The following is a 16,246-nucleotide window of genomic DNA, read 5'->3' as shown; positions in this document are numbered from 1 at the left end:
CGCGGCGCCGTCTCGCTGTCCACCGCGATCAGGCGGCCTCGACCTTGGCTGCCTGCAAGGCTTCGCCGCGCACCAGCCTGGTCACGCCGACGAAGTCGATCTTGCCCGAGCCAAGCACCGGCACATGCGCCACGACGCGCACTTCAGCCGGCACCATCAGGTCCATCGCGCCGCTTGGCTTGGCGAACGCCAGAAACTCGGCGCGCGTCGCTTTCTCGGCCTCGGTGACGAGCACCAGTTTTTCGCCCTTGCGCGGGTCCGGTACGGTCGCGACCGCCGAGAGCGAACCTTTCCACAACTCGCCCGCCAGCGCTTCCACCGCAGCCAGCGAAATCATTTCGCCGCCGATCTTGGCGAAGCGCTTGGCGCGGCCGCGAATGCTGACGAAACCGGCATCGTCGATGCTGACGATGTCGCCGGTGTCGTGCCAGCCATCTTGCAGCGGTTCGAGCACACCCGGTTTTTCGGCCCGGAGATAGCCCGCCATGACGTTGGGGCCGCGCACGAACAGCCGTCCACCGCCCTCGACACCGATCACCGGCTCCAGACGATATTCCATGCCGGGCATGATTTTTCCGACCGTGCCCGATTTGTTGTACATCGGCGTGTTGATGGAGATCACCGGCGCCGTCTCGGTAACGCCGTAACCTTCGAGAATGCGCAGGCCGAATTTCTCCATGTAGGTTTCGCGGGTCGAGGCCTTGACCGGCTCCGCACCGGAAAAGCAATAGCGCACCGAGCGGAAATCATAGGGATGCGCTGTACGCGCATAGCCGCTGAGGAAAGTGTCGGTGCCGAAGATGATCGACGCATTCGAGGCATAGACCAGTTCCGGCACGATGCGGTAGTGCAGCGGCGAAGGGTAGAAATAGACCGGGACGCCGGACACGAGCGGCAGCACCGTGCCTGCCGTCAGGCCGAAGGAATGGAAGATCGGCAGAACGTTGAACACCTTGTCGCCCGAATGGAAATCGATGCGCGAGGCGGCCTGCGCGGCGTTGGCCAGGATGTTGCGATGTGTGAGCACGACGCCCTTCGGCGTGCCTTCGGAGCCCGAGGTGAACAGGATCACGGCCGCGTCGGTGGCCTTGCGGGCAACCCTGGGCGTACTCTTGCGCAGCAGGCCGAGCAGCTTGTCCTTGAGGCCGATGGTCGCGCGCAGATCATCGAGCCAGACGATGTTGACCGAGCGGCCGATCTCCTCGACGATCGCGCCAAGCTTGGCCTGCTCGACAAAGGCCCGCGAGGTCAGAATGGTGGTTACCTGCGCCGCCTTGCAAGCGGAGAGGATGTTGGCGGCACCGGCGGTGAAGTTGATCATCGCGGGGAGTTTGCCGGCGGACATGACGCCGAGCAGCGCGGCACAGGCGCCATTGGCGTTGGGCAGCATGATGCCGAGCGTGTCCTGTCCGGCATAGAGCATTTCGAACTTCTCGCCGAGCACGGCGACAGCCGTGAGCAACTTGCCGTAGCTCAGCGAACCGGTGACCGGATCCTGCACGGCAAGTTGCTTCATGCCGCGCTCGGTCGCCGTCTCGATGATCCTTTCGAGCACGGTCTTGTCAATATGCTGGGTGCGGAAGACGAGGTCGGACATCACCTGGTAGAGCGCGGCGCCGGCGGCGGCGCGCCGCTTGCGTCCCTTCAGCTCGTCGTCGACCTTGAGCCTGACCGGCGGCAGTATGGTCACCTTGACCTTCGGGAACAGGCGGCGGCGCACGTGCTGCGCCGTCAACCGCGAGAAGGGGCTTTTCTCCAGCCCCTCGATGCGGATCGGCACCACCATCGAGCCGGTCTTGTCGGCCACCATGGCGGCGCCGTCATAGACCTTCATCAGCCCGCCGGTGACGGTGATGCGGCCCTCGGGGAAGATGACCAGCGGGTCGCCGTTCTGTACGATCTTGATCAGCGTGCGTGTCGACATCGGCTTGGATGGATTGAGCGGCAGCGCGCGGGTCAGCTTTAAAAACGGCTTCATCCACCAGGCCTGCGCAATGGTATAGTCGATGGCGAAGACCGGCTCCTCATTGGTCAGCGTCAGAGCCAGCGGTCCGTCGAGGAAGCTGACATGGTTCAGCGCCAGGATGGGCGCCGGGCCCGCGGCCTTGAGATTGTCCAGGCCTTCGACTTCCAGCCGGTGGAAGGCGCGGAAAAGAATGGAGACAAAATCGCGGAAGGCATTGGTCGGCAGGTATTTCAGCATCAGCCAGGCGGCGATGGCATTAGCCAGGGCGAGGCCGAACAGGATGCTTCCCGTTGAGACGCCGGCTGCCTGGATGGTGGCGACGAGCAAGCCGCCGACAGTCATGAAGCCGGCGTTGACGATGCTGACTGCGGCGACGACCCGGGCGCGGCGCGCCTCGGGCGACCAGGCCTGCACGGCGGCAAAGGTCGGCACCACCAGGAAGGCGCTGGAGATGGCCATGCCGGCGAGGTCGATCGCAACACGGATGGTGTTTGGCCCGGCGAAGAAGAGGCCAAGGGTTTCGGACCTAGGCGAAGGCTGCATGCTCCAGATGGTCCATGCGAGGTCGAGGCCGAACAGCGCCAGCAGCGCCGTGCCGACCGGTGCGGGCAAAAGCACGATGCGTCCCTGCGACATCCACGCGGCGATTGCCGAGCCAATGGCGATCGAGATAGCGAACACCGCGAGATAGGCGGTGACCGCGATCTCGCCACCGCCGAGCTGATCCTTGACCAGCGTCGGCAGGATGGAAAGGACAATGGCACCGATCAGCCAGAACCAGGACGTCATCAGGCCGGCGCGCCAGATCCGCGTGTCCGTGCGCAATTCGCTGACCTGGCGCCAGGTCGAGCGAAAGACATTGCTGTCGATGACGAGGTCGGGCGCCGCGGAGCCGGTTGAAGGGATGTAGCGGCTGACGAACCAGCAGCCGACGGCGAGGATCATCATGATCGGCCCGAAGACCGAGACGCCGATGCCATCGGCCGAGACCACGCCGCCGGCGATGGTGCCGCCGAGGATGGCGGCGAAAGTCGCCGACTCGATCCAGGCGTTGGCCCCCGGCAATTCCTTGCGTTCGAGATGATCGGGCAGGATGCCGTATTTGATCGGCCCGAACAGCGCCGAGATGATGCCGAACATCAACAACGCTGTCATCAGCACCGGAATGGAGGACAGCGCGATGCCGACGACCGCCACGGCAGCGGCGCCGATCTCGGCAAATTTCAGCCGGCGGGCGATGAGCGCCTTGTCGAAGCGATCGGCGATCTCGCCGCCCAGCGCCGACAGGAGCAGGAATGGAGCCATGAACACGGCGCCGGCCAAAGTGACGAGCGAGGCCGCCTGATCGGCGGCCAGTGTGAAGAGGATCAGGAACACCAGCGTGTTCTTGAGGAAATTGTCGTTGAAAGCGGACAGGAACTGCGTCCAGAAAAGTGGCGCAAAGCGCCGGGACAACATCAGATGCGTGTTCATGGCGATTTCCATTTGGCGGACCATCCGGCACTGTGCCGACGACCCTGCGGGTTGCGTGCGCTGTTTCAATCGCAGAGATATCAATGAGCTGGTTAACGTCCTTACTGCCTGTGACGTTCTCCAGTACTCAGGAGTTGGGACCCTCCACCCTTTTCGGCGTGTCGAGTGTCGTCCTTCGGACGGTGAACGCGTTCATTTCTCAAACTTATCACTTTTTGAACAATGTTCAACAAGAAAATGAACGACGTTCACAAATACATCACCGAGACGGAATTGTTTTCCCCCCTTGTCATAGATGCCCCCGGTGTGGCCGCTTAGAAAGACGCGCCGACCAAGCAAGCACTATTGGGGTCGGCTGATGACGCGGTCCGGTGTTCGACATGTTTGCAGACGCAACGCTGAGGCGACCAGGGTTCCTCGGGCGCCGGGACGCGGAGACCGGGAGACGCGGCGCCGTGGTGCTCGAGTTCGGCGATCATCAATCGTCGGCGACAAAGCCGTTCGTCGATGCCGTTGCCGGCGAGGACGCGCTGGCAAGACCGGAGTCACTAGCCTACCGCACCTTCTACACGCTCTCGACCTTCAGCGACCCGCTACGCCATCCGATGCCGCTCGATGTCGGCTTCCTCGGCGCAAGCCTGCTCGATGCGGCCGGTCCGCCAATGTCGCCCATGATGATCGACCTCGTGCGCCTGCGCGACCATTGCGGAGGTCGATGCGCATCTGCGGCGGCGCGTCAATTCGGGGTTGCTGCATCTCTTCCCGCAGGCGCCGCTTCACAGCCTCGTCGCACCACTCCAGTCGGCGGAGGCCAACCGCTGATGTCTCAGGTGATCGGAGTCGATCCCAGCGTCGCCACTGTCTTCAGCGCGCCGTCGAGCATGTCGCCCTTCTCGTCTTTCAGCGCCGCCTCGCGCAGGCGGCGGATCCAGTCGGCGGCGTCCTCCCTACCCTTGAGCAGATCAAGCGCCGACAGCACGCGGTCGAATTTCGACTGGGCGCGCGCATGCGTGTCGCTGTAGCCCTTGATCAGCCGGCGGCAATTGAGGATTTCGACGGCAAGCTCGTAATCTGCCGGCACGGAGCCGAGTGCCAGCGCATACCAGCGATCGAGATGCGCGACCTCGACCTTATGCCGCAGCAGGCCGCGGCGCCAGCGGCGCAGGCCGCCGATGAACCACAAGGCGGCGAAGCCGGCAAAGCTGTCGGTGCGGATGCGGCGGCCCCGGTTGATGCGGCGATCGAGGAAGGCTGCCAATTTCGGCCGGTCCTCGATGTAGCTGCCCAGCCTCGCCGGCAGCGTGCCGCAGAACTCCTCGATGCGCGGATGGAAGTACTCGGTCACTTGCAGGACCGAACCGTCCTTGACGCCGACCTCCTTGCGCACCCGCCTGTCGCGGGTCGAGCGCGTTTTCAGATCGGCGACGCGGATCATGTCGTCATAGCACATGGCGTTGGCCAGATGCTTGGCGGCTGCGATGGACAGCGCATGGGTTGGATCCGCGTGGTCAATCGCCACGGCCCTGTCCAGCCGGTCGAGATATTCGCGCCCATAGGCGATGTCCTGATAGTCGACGACCTTTCTCAGGCCCCTGAGCGCCATGTCGCGCACCGCCATCGGCAGCAGGTCGATGCGAGCGGCAAGCGCCTGCCATCCCTGCAACAGGTTTCGCGGGCCACTCACATGTCCCGCACCCAGGGCAGATACGACAATCGCCGGCTCCGCCGGGTTCGCCATCGGCGCCGCCGTGCCGCGCGCACGATCATACGCGGCCGCGAAGGCGGCGAGGCTGGCCTTGACGCCACGGCCGCCGATGCCAATCGCCTGCTCGTAGCTTTCACGGGTAAACGGCAGCGCGTCGGAGCCGGCCAGCGCGCCAAGCAGGCTGGCCGAGATCATCGAGCCGTTGTCGGCGGCGATCTTTTCCATGTCGAAAGCGATAAAGCGCTTCGATGCGGCCTCCGCCGTGGCGTGGACTTTGGACGACGAAGCGCGGCCGTCGCCCGGTTCGATCTTTTCCGACACGGCGGCGATGCGGTGCGAGGACGCGATCAGCGTCGTGCGGTTGGGGGTGACGAAGCCCCTGATGATGGCTCGGCCGGCTTCCATCAGTTCGGCGGCAATCAGGATATCGACATCGCCCTGCGAGGGCGATAGCGCGAAGACCGGCAGACGGCCCGTGTCGCGGGCCATTTCGATATAGTAGATGGTGGCGCCGGTGCGCTGCGCGACGCCGGCGACCGAGGTCGATTGCGCGACATAGAAATTGCGCTCGGCGACGTCGGTGATCCAGTCGGCGAGCACGCCGCCGCCCTGGCCGCCGACGGCCAGAACGGCGAGCTTGATCACCGGCTCATCGGCAGCACCGGACCGGCGGCGCGAGGAAGGAACGGGATCAAGCATCGGAAAATATCAGGCGCCGGCCTTCGCGCCGCCTCTGCAGGAAACCGATCGTCGCGCGGCGCGCCGTCTCCAGGAAACGATCCCAGCGGCTTGGATTGTGCACGACGTCGGCGCGGTAGAAGGACGGGCACAGCACCGCCGCATCGGCGACCTCGCCGCAATTGCCGCAGCCGACGCAGTTCTGGTCGATCGATGCGACCGGATCGTCGCGCAGCGGATCGTCGAGCGACTTGACCGACAGCGATGGGCAGCCGGAGAGCCGCATGCAAGCATGGTCGCCGGTGCAGATGTCTTCGTCGACGCCAAATTTCGGCTTGACGACACGCTCGCCGCCTTTGATCGCTTTGTCGACCAGCGGTTTTTCGCGACGCTGGCGATTGAGCATGCATTCCGACGATGCGACGATGACTTTCGGCCCCTTCTCGTCCGTCGTCAGCGCCTCGCGCAGCGTGTCCTGCATCTTGCCGACATCGTAGGTGCGGTCGACATGGCGCAACCATTTTACGCCCATGCCTTTCACCGCCTCGGTGATCGGATGCTTGGTCGACTTGGTCCTGTTGCCCGCGCGCGACGACAGGATGTCCTGCCCGCCAGTGGCGGCCGAGTAAAAATTATCGACGATGACGATGACGCCATCATTCTTGTTGAACACCGCATTGCCGATCGATGAGGTCAGGCCGTTGTGCCAGAAGCCGCCGTCGCCGACGAAGGAGATCGAGCGGCGCTTGGCATCGGGCGAATTGAACGCCGAGGCCGAGGCTGGTCCGAGCCCGTACCCCATTGTGGTGGCGCCGAGTTCGAAGGGCGGCATGATCGAGAACAGATGGCAGCCGATGTCGGAAGCGATGTGATGCTTGCCGAGCTCCTGCTCGACCAGCTTGGTCGCGGCGAAGATCGGCCGCTCCGGGCAGCCGATGCAGAAACCGGGCGGTCGTCCTGGAACGACATTGATAAGGTCCGCCGTGTCGACGCCGTCGCCGACCTTGTTGGGGGCGCGCACTTCGCCCGGCAGCAGATGCGGGGCCTCGGCGCGCAGGAAGGCGCCGATGCCGTCGAGCATGACCTGGCCCGTATATTCCCCAGCCATCGGCAGGTGCTCCTTGCCGACCAGCCTGGTGCCGCGCCCGGCCTTGTGCAGCATCGCGGCAAAGGCCTGTTCGATATAGTTGGGCTGGCCTTCCTCGACCACCAGCACCGCCTGCTTGCCCTCGCAGAAGGCGAGGAATTCGTCGTCGATCAAGGGATAGACGGCGTTGAGCACATAGAGCGGCACATCCGTCTCGCCATAGGTGTCGGCAAGGCCGAGCCGCTGCAGCGCACGGATGACTGAATTGTACATGCCGCCCTGCATGACGATGCCGACGGAGCCATGGTCCGAGCCGAAGAACTCGTTGATCTTGTTCCTGGCGATGAAATCCACCGCCGCCGGCCAGCGCTTTTGCACCTTCTCCTTTTCGTGCAGGAAGGAGGCGGGCGGCAGCACGATACGGCCGGTGTCGCGACGCGGTGATTCGAGCGCATCGGCGACCGTCATCGGCGGACGCTTGTTATCCTTGGCGATGAAATGGCCATGCACGTGGCAGCAGCGGATGCGCACCTGCAGCATGACCGGCGTGTTGGAGATTTCCGACAGTTCGAAGCCATCCTCCACCGCCTTGACGATAGACGGCAGGTTGGGACGGGGATCGAGCAGCCAGACCTGGCTCTTCATCGCGAAGGCATGGCTGCGCTCCTGCATGATCGAGGAGCCCTCGCCATAATCCTCGCCGACGATAATCAGCGCTCCGCCGGTGACGCCACCGGAAGCGAGATTGGCCAGCGCGTCTGAAGCCACATTGGTGCCGACGGTCGACTTGAACGTCGCCGCGCCCCGGATCGGGTAATGCACCGAAGCGGCGAGCATGGCGGTGGCGGTGGCTTCCGAGGCGCTTGCCTCGAAATGCACGCCGAGTTCGCCCAGAATGTCCTGCGCGTCGGCCAAAACGTCCATCAGATGACTGATCGGCGCGCCCTGATAGCCGCCGACATAGCCGACGCCGCATTGCAGCAGCGCCTTGGTGATGGCGAGGATGCCCTCGCCGGCGAATTCCTCGCCGGCGCCGAGCCTGAGTTTTTCGACTTCCTTGGCAAAAGACCGTTCGGCCATCTCTGCCTCCTTCCGTTGCCGCCGACAGTTGGCGGCGCGTGCATCTAGATGTCGTGCTTGCGAATGTTTTTCAGCATTTTCAAAAGCGTCGCGATGAGTGCTGCATATTCGGCGTCGTCGATATCGTCGAACATCGCCTCGAAGGCGTCGTGCATGGCCGGCCAGGCGCGGGTGAACTCGGCGCGGCCCTCGTCGGTCAGGAACACGTGGCGAATGCGGCTGTCGGTGACGCCCTGCTCGCGCCGCACGAAGCCTTGCCCCTCCAGCGTGTCCAGCGTGCGGCTCAAGGTCGATTGCTCGATGACAGTATAGACCGAGAGGTCGTTCACGGTGACGCCGTCGGTGACCGACAGCACCGCCAGCGTGCGCACCTGCGAAATGGTCAGGCCCTGCTTGCGGAAGTCGTCACGCAAGGTAGCGTTGTAGCGGCCCATGATGCGGTTCATCAGATAGGGAGCGAATTGCTGCAGGCCGATCTGGCCGAGGGTGGAAATGCGCTGGCGTTTTTCGGCGACCTTTTGTTCCATCACAGCTTCCCCGCCAGCAGGAAGCCGGAGCCACCACCGAGGCCCGCACCGGGATGGGTCGAGGCGCCGATATGATAGAGGCCCTTGATGCCGGTCCGGTGGTTGCGGCTGGTCTTGAACGGCCGCCACAGGAATGACTGGTCGACAACAGAGGAGCCGCCGTAAGGGTCGCCGCCGACCAGGTTGATGTTCATCGCTTCGAGATCGGCCGGCGAATAGGCGCGGCGCGCGATTACGCTGTCCTTGAACCCGTCGACATGGCCGGCGAGGATCGCTTCGACGCGATCGGCATAGGCCTCGCGCAACGCCTCGGTCCATTGCCCGTCGGCAGGCGCATCGAGCTTGCCGGCGGCGTCGCCCTTGATGTGGCGGGGCGCCTCGGGGAGTTGAAGCCACAGGATCGCCTGGCCTTCCGGACAGCGTGACGGGTCGAGCGCGTGCGGCTGGCCGACGCAGATGGTCGGCACCTCCGGCAGCATGCCTCGCGCCGCCTCGTTGCAGGCTTTCGAAACGCCGTCCAGTCCGGGCGTCAAATGCAGCAGCGCCACCTTGTCGAGGCCCTCGCCGCGCCAGGACGGCGGCTTGGTCAGCGCGTAATGTATCTGGAAATTGCCTTTGCCATAGCGGTATTTCCGCGTCGCTTCGACATCGTCCTTCGAAGCGTCCTTGCCCAGCAGACGGCCGTAAAGCTGCGTCGGCGTGACCGAGCAGATGACGCTCTTGTTCGCTGTAATCGTTTCGCCCGACGCCAAACGCACACCGGCTGCGCGGCCGCCCGCCTGGACGATCGAGGCTACGTCGGCGCCGGTGCGGATGTCTCCGCCGCGCTCCCTGATCAGGGCCTCGAAAGCGGCAAGCAGGTTCTTCGCGCCGCCCTTGACGATCGGCGCGCCGGCCGCCTCCAGCGCGAAGGCGATCACCTTGGCGATCTGGCCGGAAAAGGCATCTTCCGGGCCAAGCCCGGCATGCAGCACCCAGGGCGCCCAGAGCGCCCGAATGGTTTGGGACTGGTAGCTGCTTTCCAGCCAGCCGCGCGCCGGCACCAGCGCTTCGCCAAGAAAGGCGGCCAGGCCACGCGGACCACGCCGCCAGGTATCGCCGGCCAGCAGCTTCGCCGTCGGGTACGACCAAAGCGCGCCGCCGAGCAGGCCGAACAGCAGGCCGGCATTGCGTTCGATGCCGCCGACATCTTCCGCGTGGCGGTCACCGTCGCCGGCCGCGATCGCATTGACGGCAGCGACATTGGCGGCGCGGTCGGTGCTGAGCACGGCATGGCTGCCGTCGGGCATGAGCACGCCGGTCGGCGTCCCGGTGTGGCAGAATTCCAGGCCGTGGCGAGCGAGGTCGGCGCCAAGTGCGGCAAAGGCCGGCGAGGTGACGAACAACACGAAGGTCGTCGCCATCACGTCATGGACAAAGCCCGGCGCGGTGATCTCCTCGGTGCGCATGCAACCGCCGATACGGTCGTTGCGCTCCAGCACGAGCACCTTGGCGCCCTTGCCGCCGAGCATTGCGGCGCAGACNTTTGGTGGATGATGTTTAATTGCGCGCGGTAGCGTTCCTTGGCGTAGAGCGGCAACCTCACAAGGTTGCCGCGCCCACTTCGTCATCGCGGTACCATTCGCAGCCATGATCTTCTCCCGAAGACCGCCCTCGCTTTATTTCCCCGGCACCAGCGCCAGCGCGCGGATCGGGCTGCCGGTGCCGTGCTCGATCTTGAGCGGTGCCGCGATCAGGATCGCGCCTTTCGGCGGCAGTTGGTCGAGATTGCAGAGGCTGGCGAGGCCGTAGCGGTTGGCCTTGTGCATCAGCGTGTGGGCCGGGAATGGCGGCTCCATGCCGCCGGCCTTGCCGGCATCGGTGCCGATCGTCTCCGAGCCCCAGCCCTTGATGTCCTTGCTGATCAGGAACTGGATGGCTTCCGCCGTCGGGCCGGGTGTGTGCGGACCGGTCTCGTTGGCGTTGAGGAACTCGGCTTCCGAGCCGTTGCGCTTGTACCAGTCGGTGCGCATCACCACCCACTCGCCGGCATTGATCGCGCCATGCTTGGCTTCCCAAGCCTTGATGTGGTCGACGGTCAGCAGGAAATCGTGATCGGCGGCGGCCTCCTTCGAACAGTCGATGACATTGACAGGCCCGATGAAATTCTGCGCCGGAATGGTGTCGGTGGCTCCGTCCGGATAGTCCTTGCCGCTGATCCAATGCTGCGGCGCGTCGAAATGCGTGCCGGAATGCTCGCCGAGCTTCAGCCAGTTCCAGGCCCACCATGGACCGTTCTTGTCATAGCGGGAGATCGAGTGGATCTCGACCTTCGGCGTGTCGACGGCGAGTTCCGGCGGCAGCTTGATCAGCGGTGTGTCCGGCCCGAGCGGCGCCGTCAGGTCGACCACCTTGATGGCGCCGGAAAGAAGCTGGCCGGCAACTTCGCCGAGGAGTTTCTGGGTGTCCATGGTCTCTGTTCCCTCTTGTCTGACATGATCAAGGCTCGTCTCGGCCCTTAATATCCTACTAGACGAAAACATATGCATCTGCAATTATCTTTAAGCATAAAGGAAATGGGAACGGGGCGTGAGCGAGTTCGACGCCATCTTTGTCGGGGCAGGCCACAACACTCTGGCATGCGCCGCGCATCTGGCGCTCAAGGGCTGGAAAACCGGGGTTTTCGAGCGCAGCACAACAATCGGTGGTGCCGTCCAGACCCACGAATTCACGCTTCCGGGCTTCCGTCACGACTTCGGCGCGATGAATCTGAGCCTGTTCGCCGGCTCCGCCTTCCACCGGAAATATGCAAATGAATTGAAAGCACAGGGGCTGGAATTCGCGCCGGTCGCCGACTGTTTCGCCAGCGCCTTTCCGGATGGACGCTGGCTCGGCATCAGCAACGATCTGGAAAAGACCGCCGGTCGCATGGCGGCCTTTTCAGCCGCCGACGCCGCGACATGGCGCAGGCTGGTTGCCGCCTTCCCGTCCGAGGCCGAGCATTTGTTCAAGCTGCTGGGCTCGCCGATGAGCGCCCGGGTGCTTGCAAGCACCGCCTGGAACCTGTGGCGCAAAAAAGGTGTTTCCGGCGCGCTCGACACCGGCCGGCTGCTGCTGTCGTCGCCGCGTGCCTGGCTGGAGGAAAATTTCGAGTCTCCGCACGTCAGGGCGACGCTCGCCACCTGGGGCATGCATCTCGACTTCGCGCCCGACATCGCCGGCGGCGCGGTGTTCCCCTACCTTGAAGCGATGGCCAACCAGAGTTTTGGCATGGTGCTGGGCAAGGGTGGCGCCGACACGATCATCCGGGCGCTGGCCGGCATGGTCACATCGGCCGGCGGCAGGATCGTCACCGGCGCCGATGTCGCCGAGATAACCGTCTCCGGCGGCAAGGCCGGCGGTGTGCGGCTTGCTTCCGGCGAGACGCATACGGCCATCAAGGCGGTGATTGCCGGCGTCGCGCCCAAGGCGCTCGCCGGCAAGTTGCTGCCGCTCGGTTCGGGCGACGCCTGCTTCGACATGGCGATGCAAAAATTCCGCCATGCGCCCGGCACGATGATGATACACCTGGCGCTGGACGACCTGCCGGACTGGCGCGCCGGGGCACAGCTTCGGCAGTTCGCCTATGTGCATCTGGCGCCATCGCTCGACCAGATGTCGCGCACCTTTCAGCAGGCGACATCAGGCATGTTGCCGGACGAACCGGTGCTGGTCGTCGGCCAGCCGACGGCGGTCGACCCTTCCCGGGCACCTGAAGGCAAACATGTTCTGTGGGTGCAGGTGCGCATGCTGCCCGCCGAAATCGCGGGCGACGCCTCGGCCAAGATCGCACCAGCCCACTGGGACCAGGTCAAGGAAGTCTATGCCGACCGTGTGCTCGACATCATCGAGACCTACGCACCAGGGCTGCGTGCGAAGATCCTCGGTCGCGCGGTGTTTTCGCCGATCGACCTGGAGCGCGAGAACCCGAACCTCGTCGGCGGCGACCAGGTCTGCGGCAGCCATCATCTGGCGCAGAACTTCTTGTTCCGTCCGGCGCGCGGCTATGCCGGCTGGAACACGCCGATCACCAATCTGCACCTCACCGGCGCCGCGACATGGCCCGGTGCCGGCACGGGTGCCGCCTCGGGCTTCATGCTCGCGCAACAGCTTGGCGGGAGGTAGCCAGACGATTTCATGAAGGCGACGAGAGGCAAGCGCTGCTGCCCACGAAGCCCGAACCAATGACCGGACGAAGCCGCGCAAAAGACAAATAAACCAACAAGGGGAACGACCATGACAATCAACAGACGCGAATTACTGGGATACAGTGCCGCGGCACTTGGCGTGGCCGCTGTCGGCCTGCCCAACATCAGCCAGGCTGCCGCCGGCGAGTTGACCATCGCCTACAATGTCAACCTGCCGTCCTGGGACCCGACCACCGGCCCGTCGGCCGTCAACCCGACTATCCAGGGCCTCTACCAGTCGGTGTTCGACCAGTTCATCCCGCAGAAGCCGGACCTGTCCTTCGCGCCTGGCCTTTTGACGGAATGGGGCTGGAACGACGACCGCACCAAAATCATGATGACGGTGCGCGAAGGCGTGAAATGGCATGACGGCTCGCCCTTCACCCCGGAAGACGTCGTCTGGTCGCTGCAGCGGGCCGGCGACGAAAAGACCGGCAACCCGATCCAGTTCGTCTGGAAGAACGTCAGCAATTTCAAGATTGACGGCAACAAAATCACCGGCGACGTCGTGCAGTTCGACCCGGTCTATTTCAAGTGGATGTCGTTCCTGACCGGCTACATCATGCCGAAAGCCTATTACGAGAAGGTCGGCGCCGAGGGTTTCGAGAAGGCGCCGATCGGCACCGGTCCCTACATGGTCGAAAAGTTCGAGCGCAACGCTTTCCTGCGGCTGAAGGCCAATCCCAACTATTGGGGCGGCAAGCCGGCCTTCGAGAATGTGACGATCAAGTTCGTCACCGACGCCGCGAGCCGGGTGGCCGAGATCGAATCCGGTTCCTCGCAGGTGACGCTCGAAATCCCCTATGAAGAGTACGACCGGCTGATCGCCAAGGACGGGCTTGCCGGGTCCATCAAGAATGTGTCCGACATCGGCATGATCTTCTTCAACGACATCGAAGCGATGCTGGACAAGAACGTGCGCCAGGCAGCCGTCATGGCCGTGGACAAGGAGCTTCTGGTCAAGCGGCTGCTGCGCGGCTATGGCCAGCCGATCGCCACACTGGAGACCCCGGAATACACGGCTTTCGATGCCTCGATCAAGGTGGAGCACAATCCGGAGAAGGCCAAGGAGTTGCTGGCTGCCTCAGGCTATTCGCCGGAAAAGCCGGTCAAGTTCACCATTCAGACGACCAAGGGCTTCAAGCCCAAGGACTATGAGATGATCCAGGCGATCGTCGGCATGTGGCGCAAGGTCGGCATCGAGGCGACGATCGAGGTCTATGAGATCGCCAAACACTACGAGCTCCGCGCCGCCGACAAGCTCGCGCCCGCCGCCTTCTACAATTGGGGTAATGCCATTGGCGACCCGACCACGTCGACCGGCTTTGCCATGTATGGGCCGAGCCCCCATTCGGTCTGGGACAGCCAGGACCTGATCGACATGATCAACCCGCTGTGGGGAGAGAAGGACGAGGCCAAGCGCATCGCCGGGTGGAAGGCGGTCGATAAATACATCGCCGAGCAGGCCTACGTGCTGCCGCTTATGCAGTATGCGCAACCGATCGTGCATGCAAAGGGCGTCAACGTGGTGCAGCATATCTCCGGCGCGCTGCTACCGGCCCTGATGACCCCGGCCTGATATCTGCCTGGGCTTACCGCGCGCCGTCCATAGCGACGGCGCGCATTCTACAGGCATATGAGCCTGCGGGCTCCTGCAAAGATTTACATGCTCCTGCAACGATTCCTGATCCGTCTGCTGACGATGTTGATCACGCTGTTGGGCGTGGCCGTCGTCGTATTCGTGGTTATCCGCGTCGCGCCCGGCGATCCGATCGCCATGATGCTGCCGCCCGGCGCCACCAATGACGACATCGCCCGCCTGCGTGCGCTCTATGGGCTCGACAAGACGATCGTACAGCAGTTCTTCATCTGGCTGTCCGGGGTCGCCAGGGGCGATTTCGGCACCTCGATCTCGCTCCGGCAAGACGTGCTTGGCCTCGTCTTCAACCGGCTGCCGGCAACCCTGGAGCTCGCCATTGTCGCGCTCATCATGGCGGTGGCGATCGGCGGCACGACGGCGATCCTCGGTGCGCGCGAACGCGGCACGGCGGTCGAGGCCGGCATCGACATCGCCAGCGGTGCCGCACTTTCCATCCCCGATTTTCTCTGGGGCCTTGTGCTGATCCTCCTGTTCGGCGTGCTGGTGCCGATATTCGACATTTCCGGCCGCGTGTCGCCGCAGCTCGACTTGCCCTTCATCACCCAGTTCTACTTCTTCGAGAGCCTGTTTCGGCTGCGCTTCGACCTCACCTGGGACCTCTTGAAGCACATGCTAATGCCAGCCGTGGCGCTGGCGCTGCCGCTCGCGGCCATCATCGCGCAACTGCTGAAGCAGTCGCTGAAGGAAGTGCTCGACCTCGATTATGTCGTGCTGGCGCGGGTCAAGGGGTTTTCTGAAACGCAGGTCATCTTGCGCGAGGCGCTGAAGAACGCCGCGCTGCCGACGCTGACGCTCATCGGTGTGCAATTCACCTTCCTCATCGGCGGCACCGTCATCGTCGAGCGGCTGTTCTCCTATGAAGGCCTCGGCAACATGGCGATCGACGCCGTTATCAACCGCGACCTGCCGCTGATACAGGGTATCGTGCTGGTCTTCGCGCTGCTGTTCGTGCTGATCAACCTCGCAGTCGACATGATGTATGCGCTGCTCAATCCGAGGCTGCGCCATGGATGAGGCACGCATCTCGCGACGCGGATCGAGCCCGAGGCTGTGGCTGGCGGGAGGTTGGCTGCTGCTGGCGCTGCTGGCGGCGATCTTGGCGCCGCTGGTCGCGCCGCAGGATCCGCTGGCGCAGGATTTGATGCTGGAACGTCTGCCGCCGTTCTGGCTCGACGGTGCCGAGCCGGGCTATTGGCTCGGCACCGACAGCCTCGGCCGCGACCTGCTCTCGCGCCTGATCTTCGGCGGCCGCATCGCCTTCATCGTCGCTTTCGCGGCGGCCATCGCCGCCTGCGTGGTCGGCTCCACATTAGGGCTGATCGCGGGCTATTTCGGCGGCTGGGCGGACCGCATCATCTCACGCATCGTCGACATCTGGATGGCCTTCCCGCCGGTGCTGTTCGCCATTCTGCTGGTCGCCGTGCTCGGCACCGGCTTAAGCTCCGTTATCCTCGCCATCGCCATCATCGACTGGACGCGTTTCTGCCGGGTCATCCGCGCCGAGGCGATGGGCCAGTCGCGCATGGACTATGTCGAGAACGCTCGCATCGCCGGCTATGGCCGCTTCGGCATCATGCTGCGCGAAGTTCTACCCAATGTGGTGCCGTCGATCGTGGCGCTGCTGTCGCTGGAGATGGGCATCGCCGTCATCGTCGAGGCGATCCTGTCCTTCGTCAATCTATCTATCTCGACCGACGACCCTACATGGGGCGGCATCATCGCCGAGGGCCGGCTGTCGATCCACCAGGCATGGTGGGTGCTGGTGTTTCCGCTGGTCACGCTGATCCTCACCGTGTTGTCCTTCAGCCAGTTCGGCGAGGCGCTGAAGACGCGTTTCGATCCGGTGCTGCGATGAGCGCCTGTCT

At 64.1% G+C, this 16,246-nt stretch carries 10 protein-coding genes; 4 read left to right on the top strand and 6 right to left on the bottom strand.

Going from position 1 to position 16,246, the window contains the following annotated elements; translation table 11 throughout:
• Nucleotides 1-28 precede the first annotated feature (28 nt).
• The 6 genes from X742_RS153745 to X742_RS153770 form a co-directional block, all read right to left on the bottom strand.
• Nucleotides 29-3,439 (bottom strand): acyl-[ACP]--phospholipid O-acyltransferase, encoded by a 3,411-nt coding sequence (locus X742_RS153745; protein ID WP_023772625.1) that lies wholly within the window; start codon nucleotides 3,437-3,439, stop codon nucleotides 29-31.
• An 826-nt stretch (nucleotides 3,440-4,265) separates the two neighbouring features.
• Nucleotides 4,266-5,843: an indolepyruvate oxidoreductase subunit beta family protein gene (locus tag X742_RS153750; RefSeq protein ID WP_023772622.1), complete on the bottom strand. Its 1,578-nt coding sequence runs from the start codon at nucleotides 5,841-5,843 to the stop codon at nucleotides 4,266-4,268.
• On the bottom strand, nucleotides 5,836-7,989 hold the full coding sequence (locus X742_RS153755) for an indolepyruvate ferredoxin oxidoreductase subunit alpha (protein ID WP_023772621.1): 2,154 nt from the start codon (nucleotides 7,987-7,989) through the stop codon (nucleotides 5,836-5,838). The genes X742_RS153750 and X742_RS153755 overlap by 8 nt, the downstream gene beginning before the upstream one ends.
• A gap of 44 nt (nucleotides 7,990-8,033) precedes the next feature.
• Nucleotides 8,034-8,516, bottom strand: a complete 483-nt coding sequence (locus tag X742_RS153760; RefSeq protein WP_023772620.1) for a MarR family transcriptional regulator — start codon at nucleotides 8,514-8,516, stop codon at nucleotides 8,034-8,036.
• Nucleotides 8,516-10,027, bottom strand: a complete 1,512-nt coding sequence (locus X742_RS153765; RefSeq protein WP_051407640.1) for an NAD(P)/FAD-dependent oxidoreductase — start codon at nucleotides 10,025-10,027, stop codon at nucleotides 8,516-8,518. The genes X742_RS153760 and X742_RS153765 overlap by 1 nt, the downstream gene beginning before the upstream one ends.
• Nucleotides 10,028-10,174: 147 nt before the next feature.
• Nucleotides 10,175-10,966 (bottom strand): cyclase family protein, encoded by a 792-nt coding sequence (locus X742_RS153770; RefSeq protein ID WP_023772618.1) that lies wholly within the window; start codon nucleotides 10,964-10,966, stop codon nucleotides 10,175-10,177.
• 118 nt (nucleotides 10,967-11,084) lie between these two features.
• On the opposite strand from X742_RS153770, the gene X742_RS153775 reads away from it, so the two are divergent.
• From X742_RS153775 to X742_RS153790, 4 genes are all read left to right on the top strand, one after another.
• Nucleotides 11,085-12,659 carry an NAD(P)/FAD-dependent oxidoreductase gene (locus tag X742_RS153775; RefSeq protein WP_023772617.1) on the top strand — a complete coding sequence of 525 codons (1,575 nt, stop codon included), beginning with the start codon at nucleotides 11,085-11,087 and terminating at the stop codon, nucleotides 12,657-12,659.
• 111 nt (nucleotides 12,660-12,770) lie between these two features.
• Nucleotides 12,771-14,300, top strand: a complete 1,530-nt coding sequence (locus X742_RS153780; RefSeq protein WP_023772616.1) for an ABC transporter substrate-binding protein — start codon at nucleotides 12,771-12,773, stop codon at nucleotides 14,298-14,300.
• Nucleotides 14,301-14,387: 87 nt separating this feature from the next.
• Entirely contained in the window at nucleotides 14,388-15,395 is a 1,008-nt protein-coding gene (locus X742_RS153785; RefSeq protein ID WP_023772615.1) for an ABC transporter permease, read from the top strand.
• Nucleotides 15,388-16,236: an ABC transporter permease gene (locus X742_RS153790; protein WP_023772614.1), complete on the top strand. Its 849-nt coding sequence runs from the start codon at nucleotides 15,388-15,390 to the stop codon at nucleotides 16,234-16,236. The genes X742_RS153785 and X742_RS153790 overlap by 8 nt, the downstream gene beginning before the upstream one ends.
• The last annotated feature ends 10 nt before the right edge of the window (nucleotides 16,237-16,246 follow it).

Source organism: Mesorhizobium sp. LNHC229A00 (assembly GCF_000502415.1).
Classification (GTDB): domain Bacteria; phylum Pseudomonadota; class Alphaproteobacteria; order Rhizobiales; family Rhizobiaceae; genus Mesorhizobium.
This window is presented reverse-complemented; position numbering and strand designations above follow the sequence as displayed.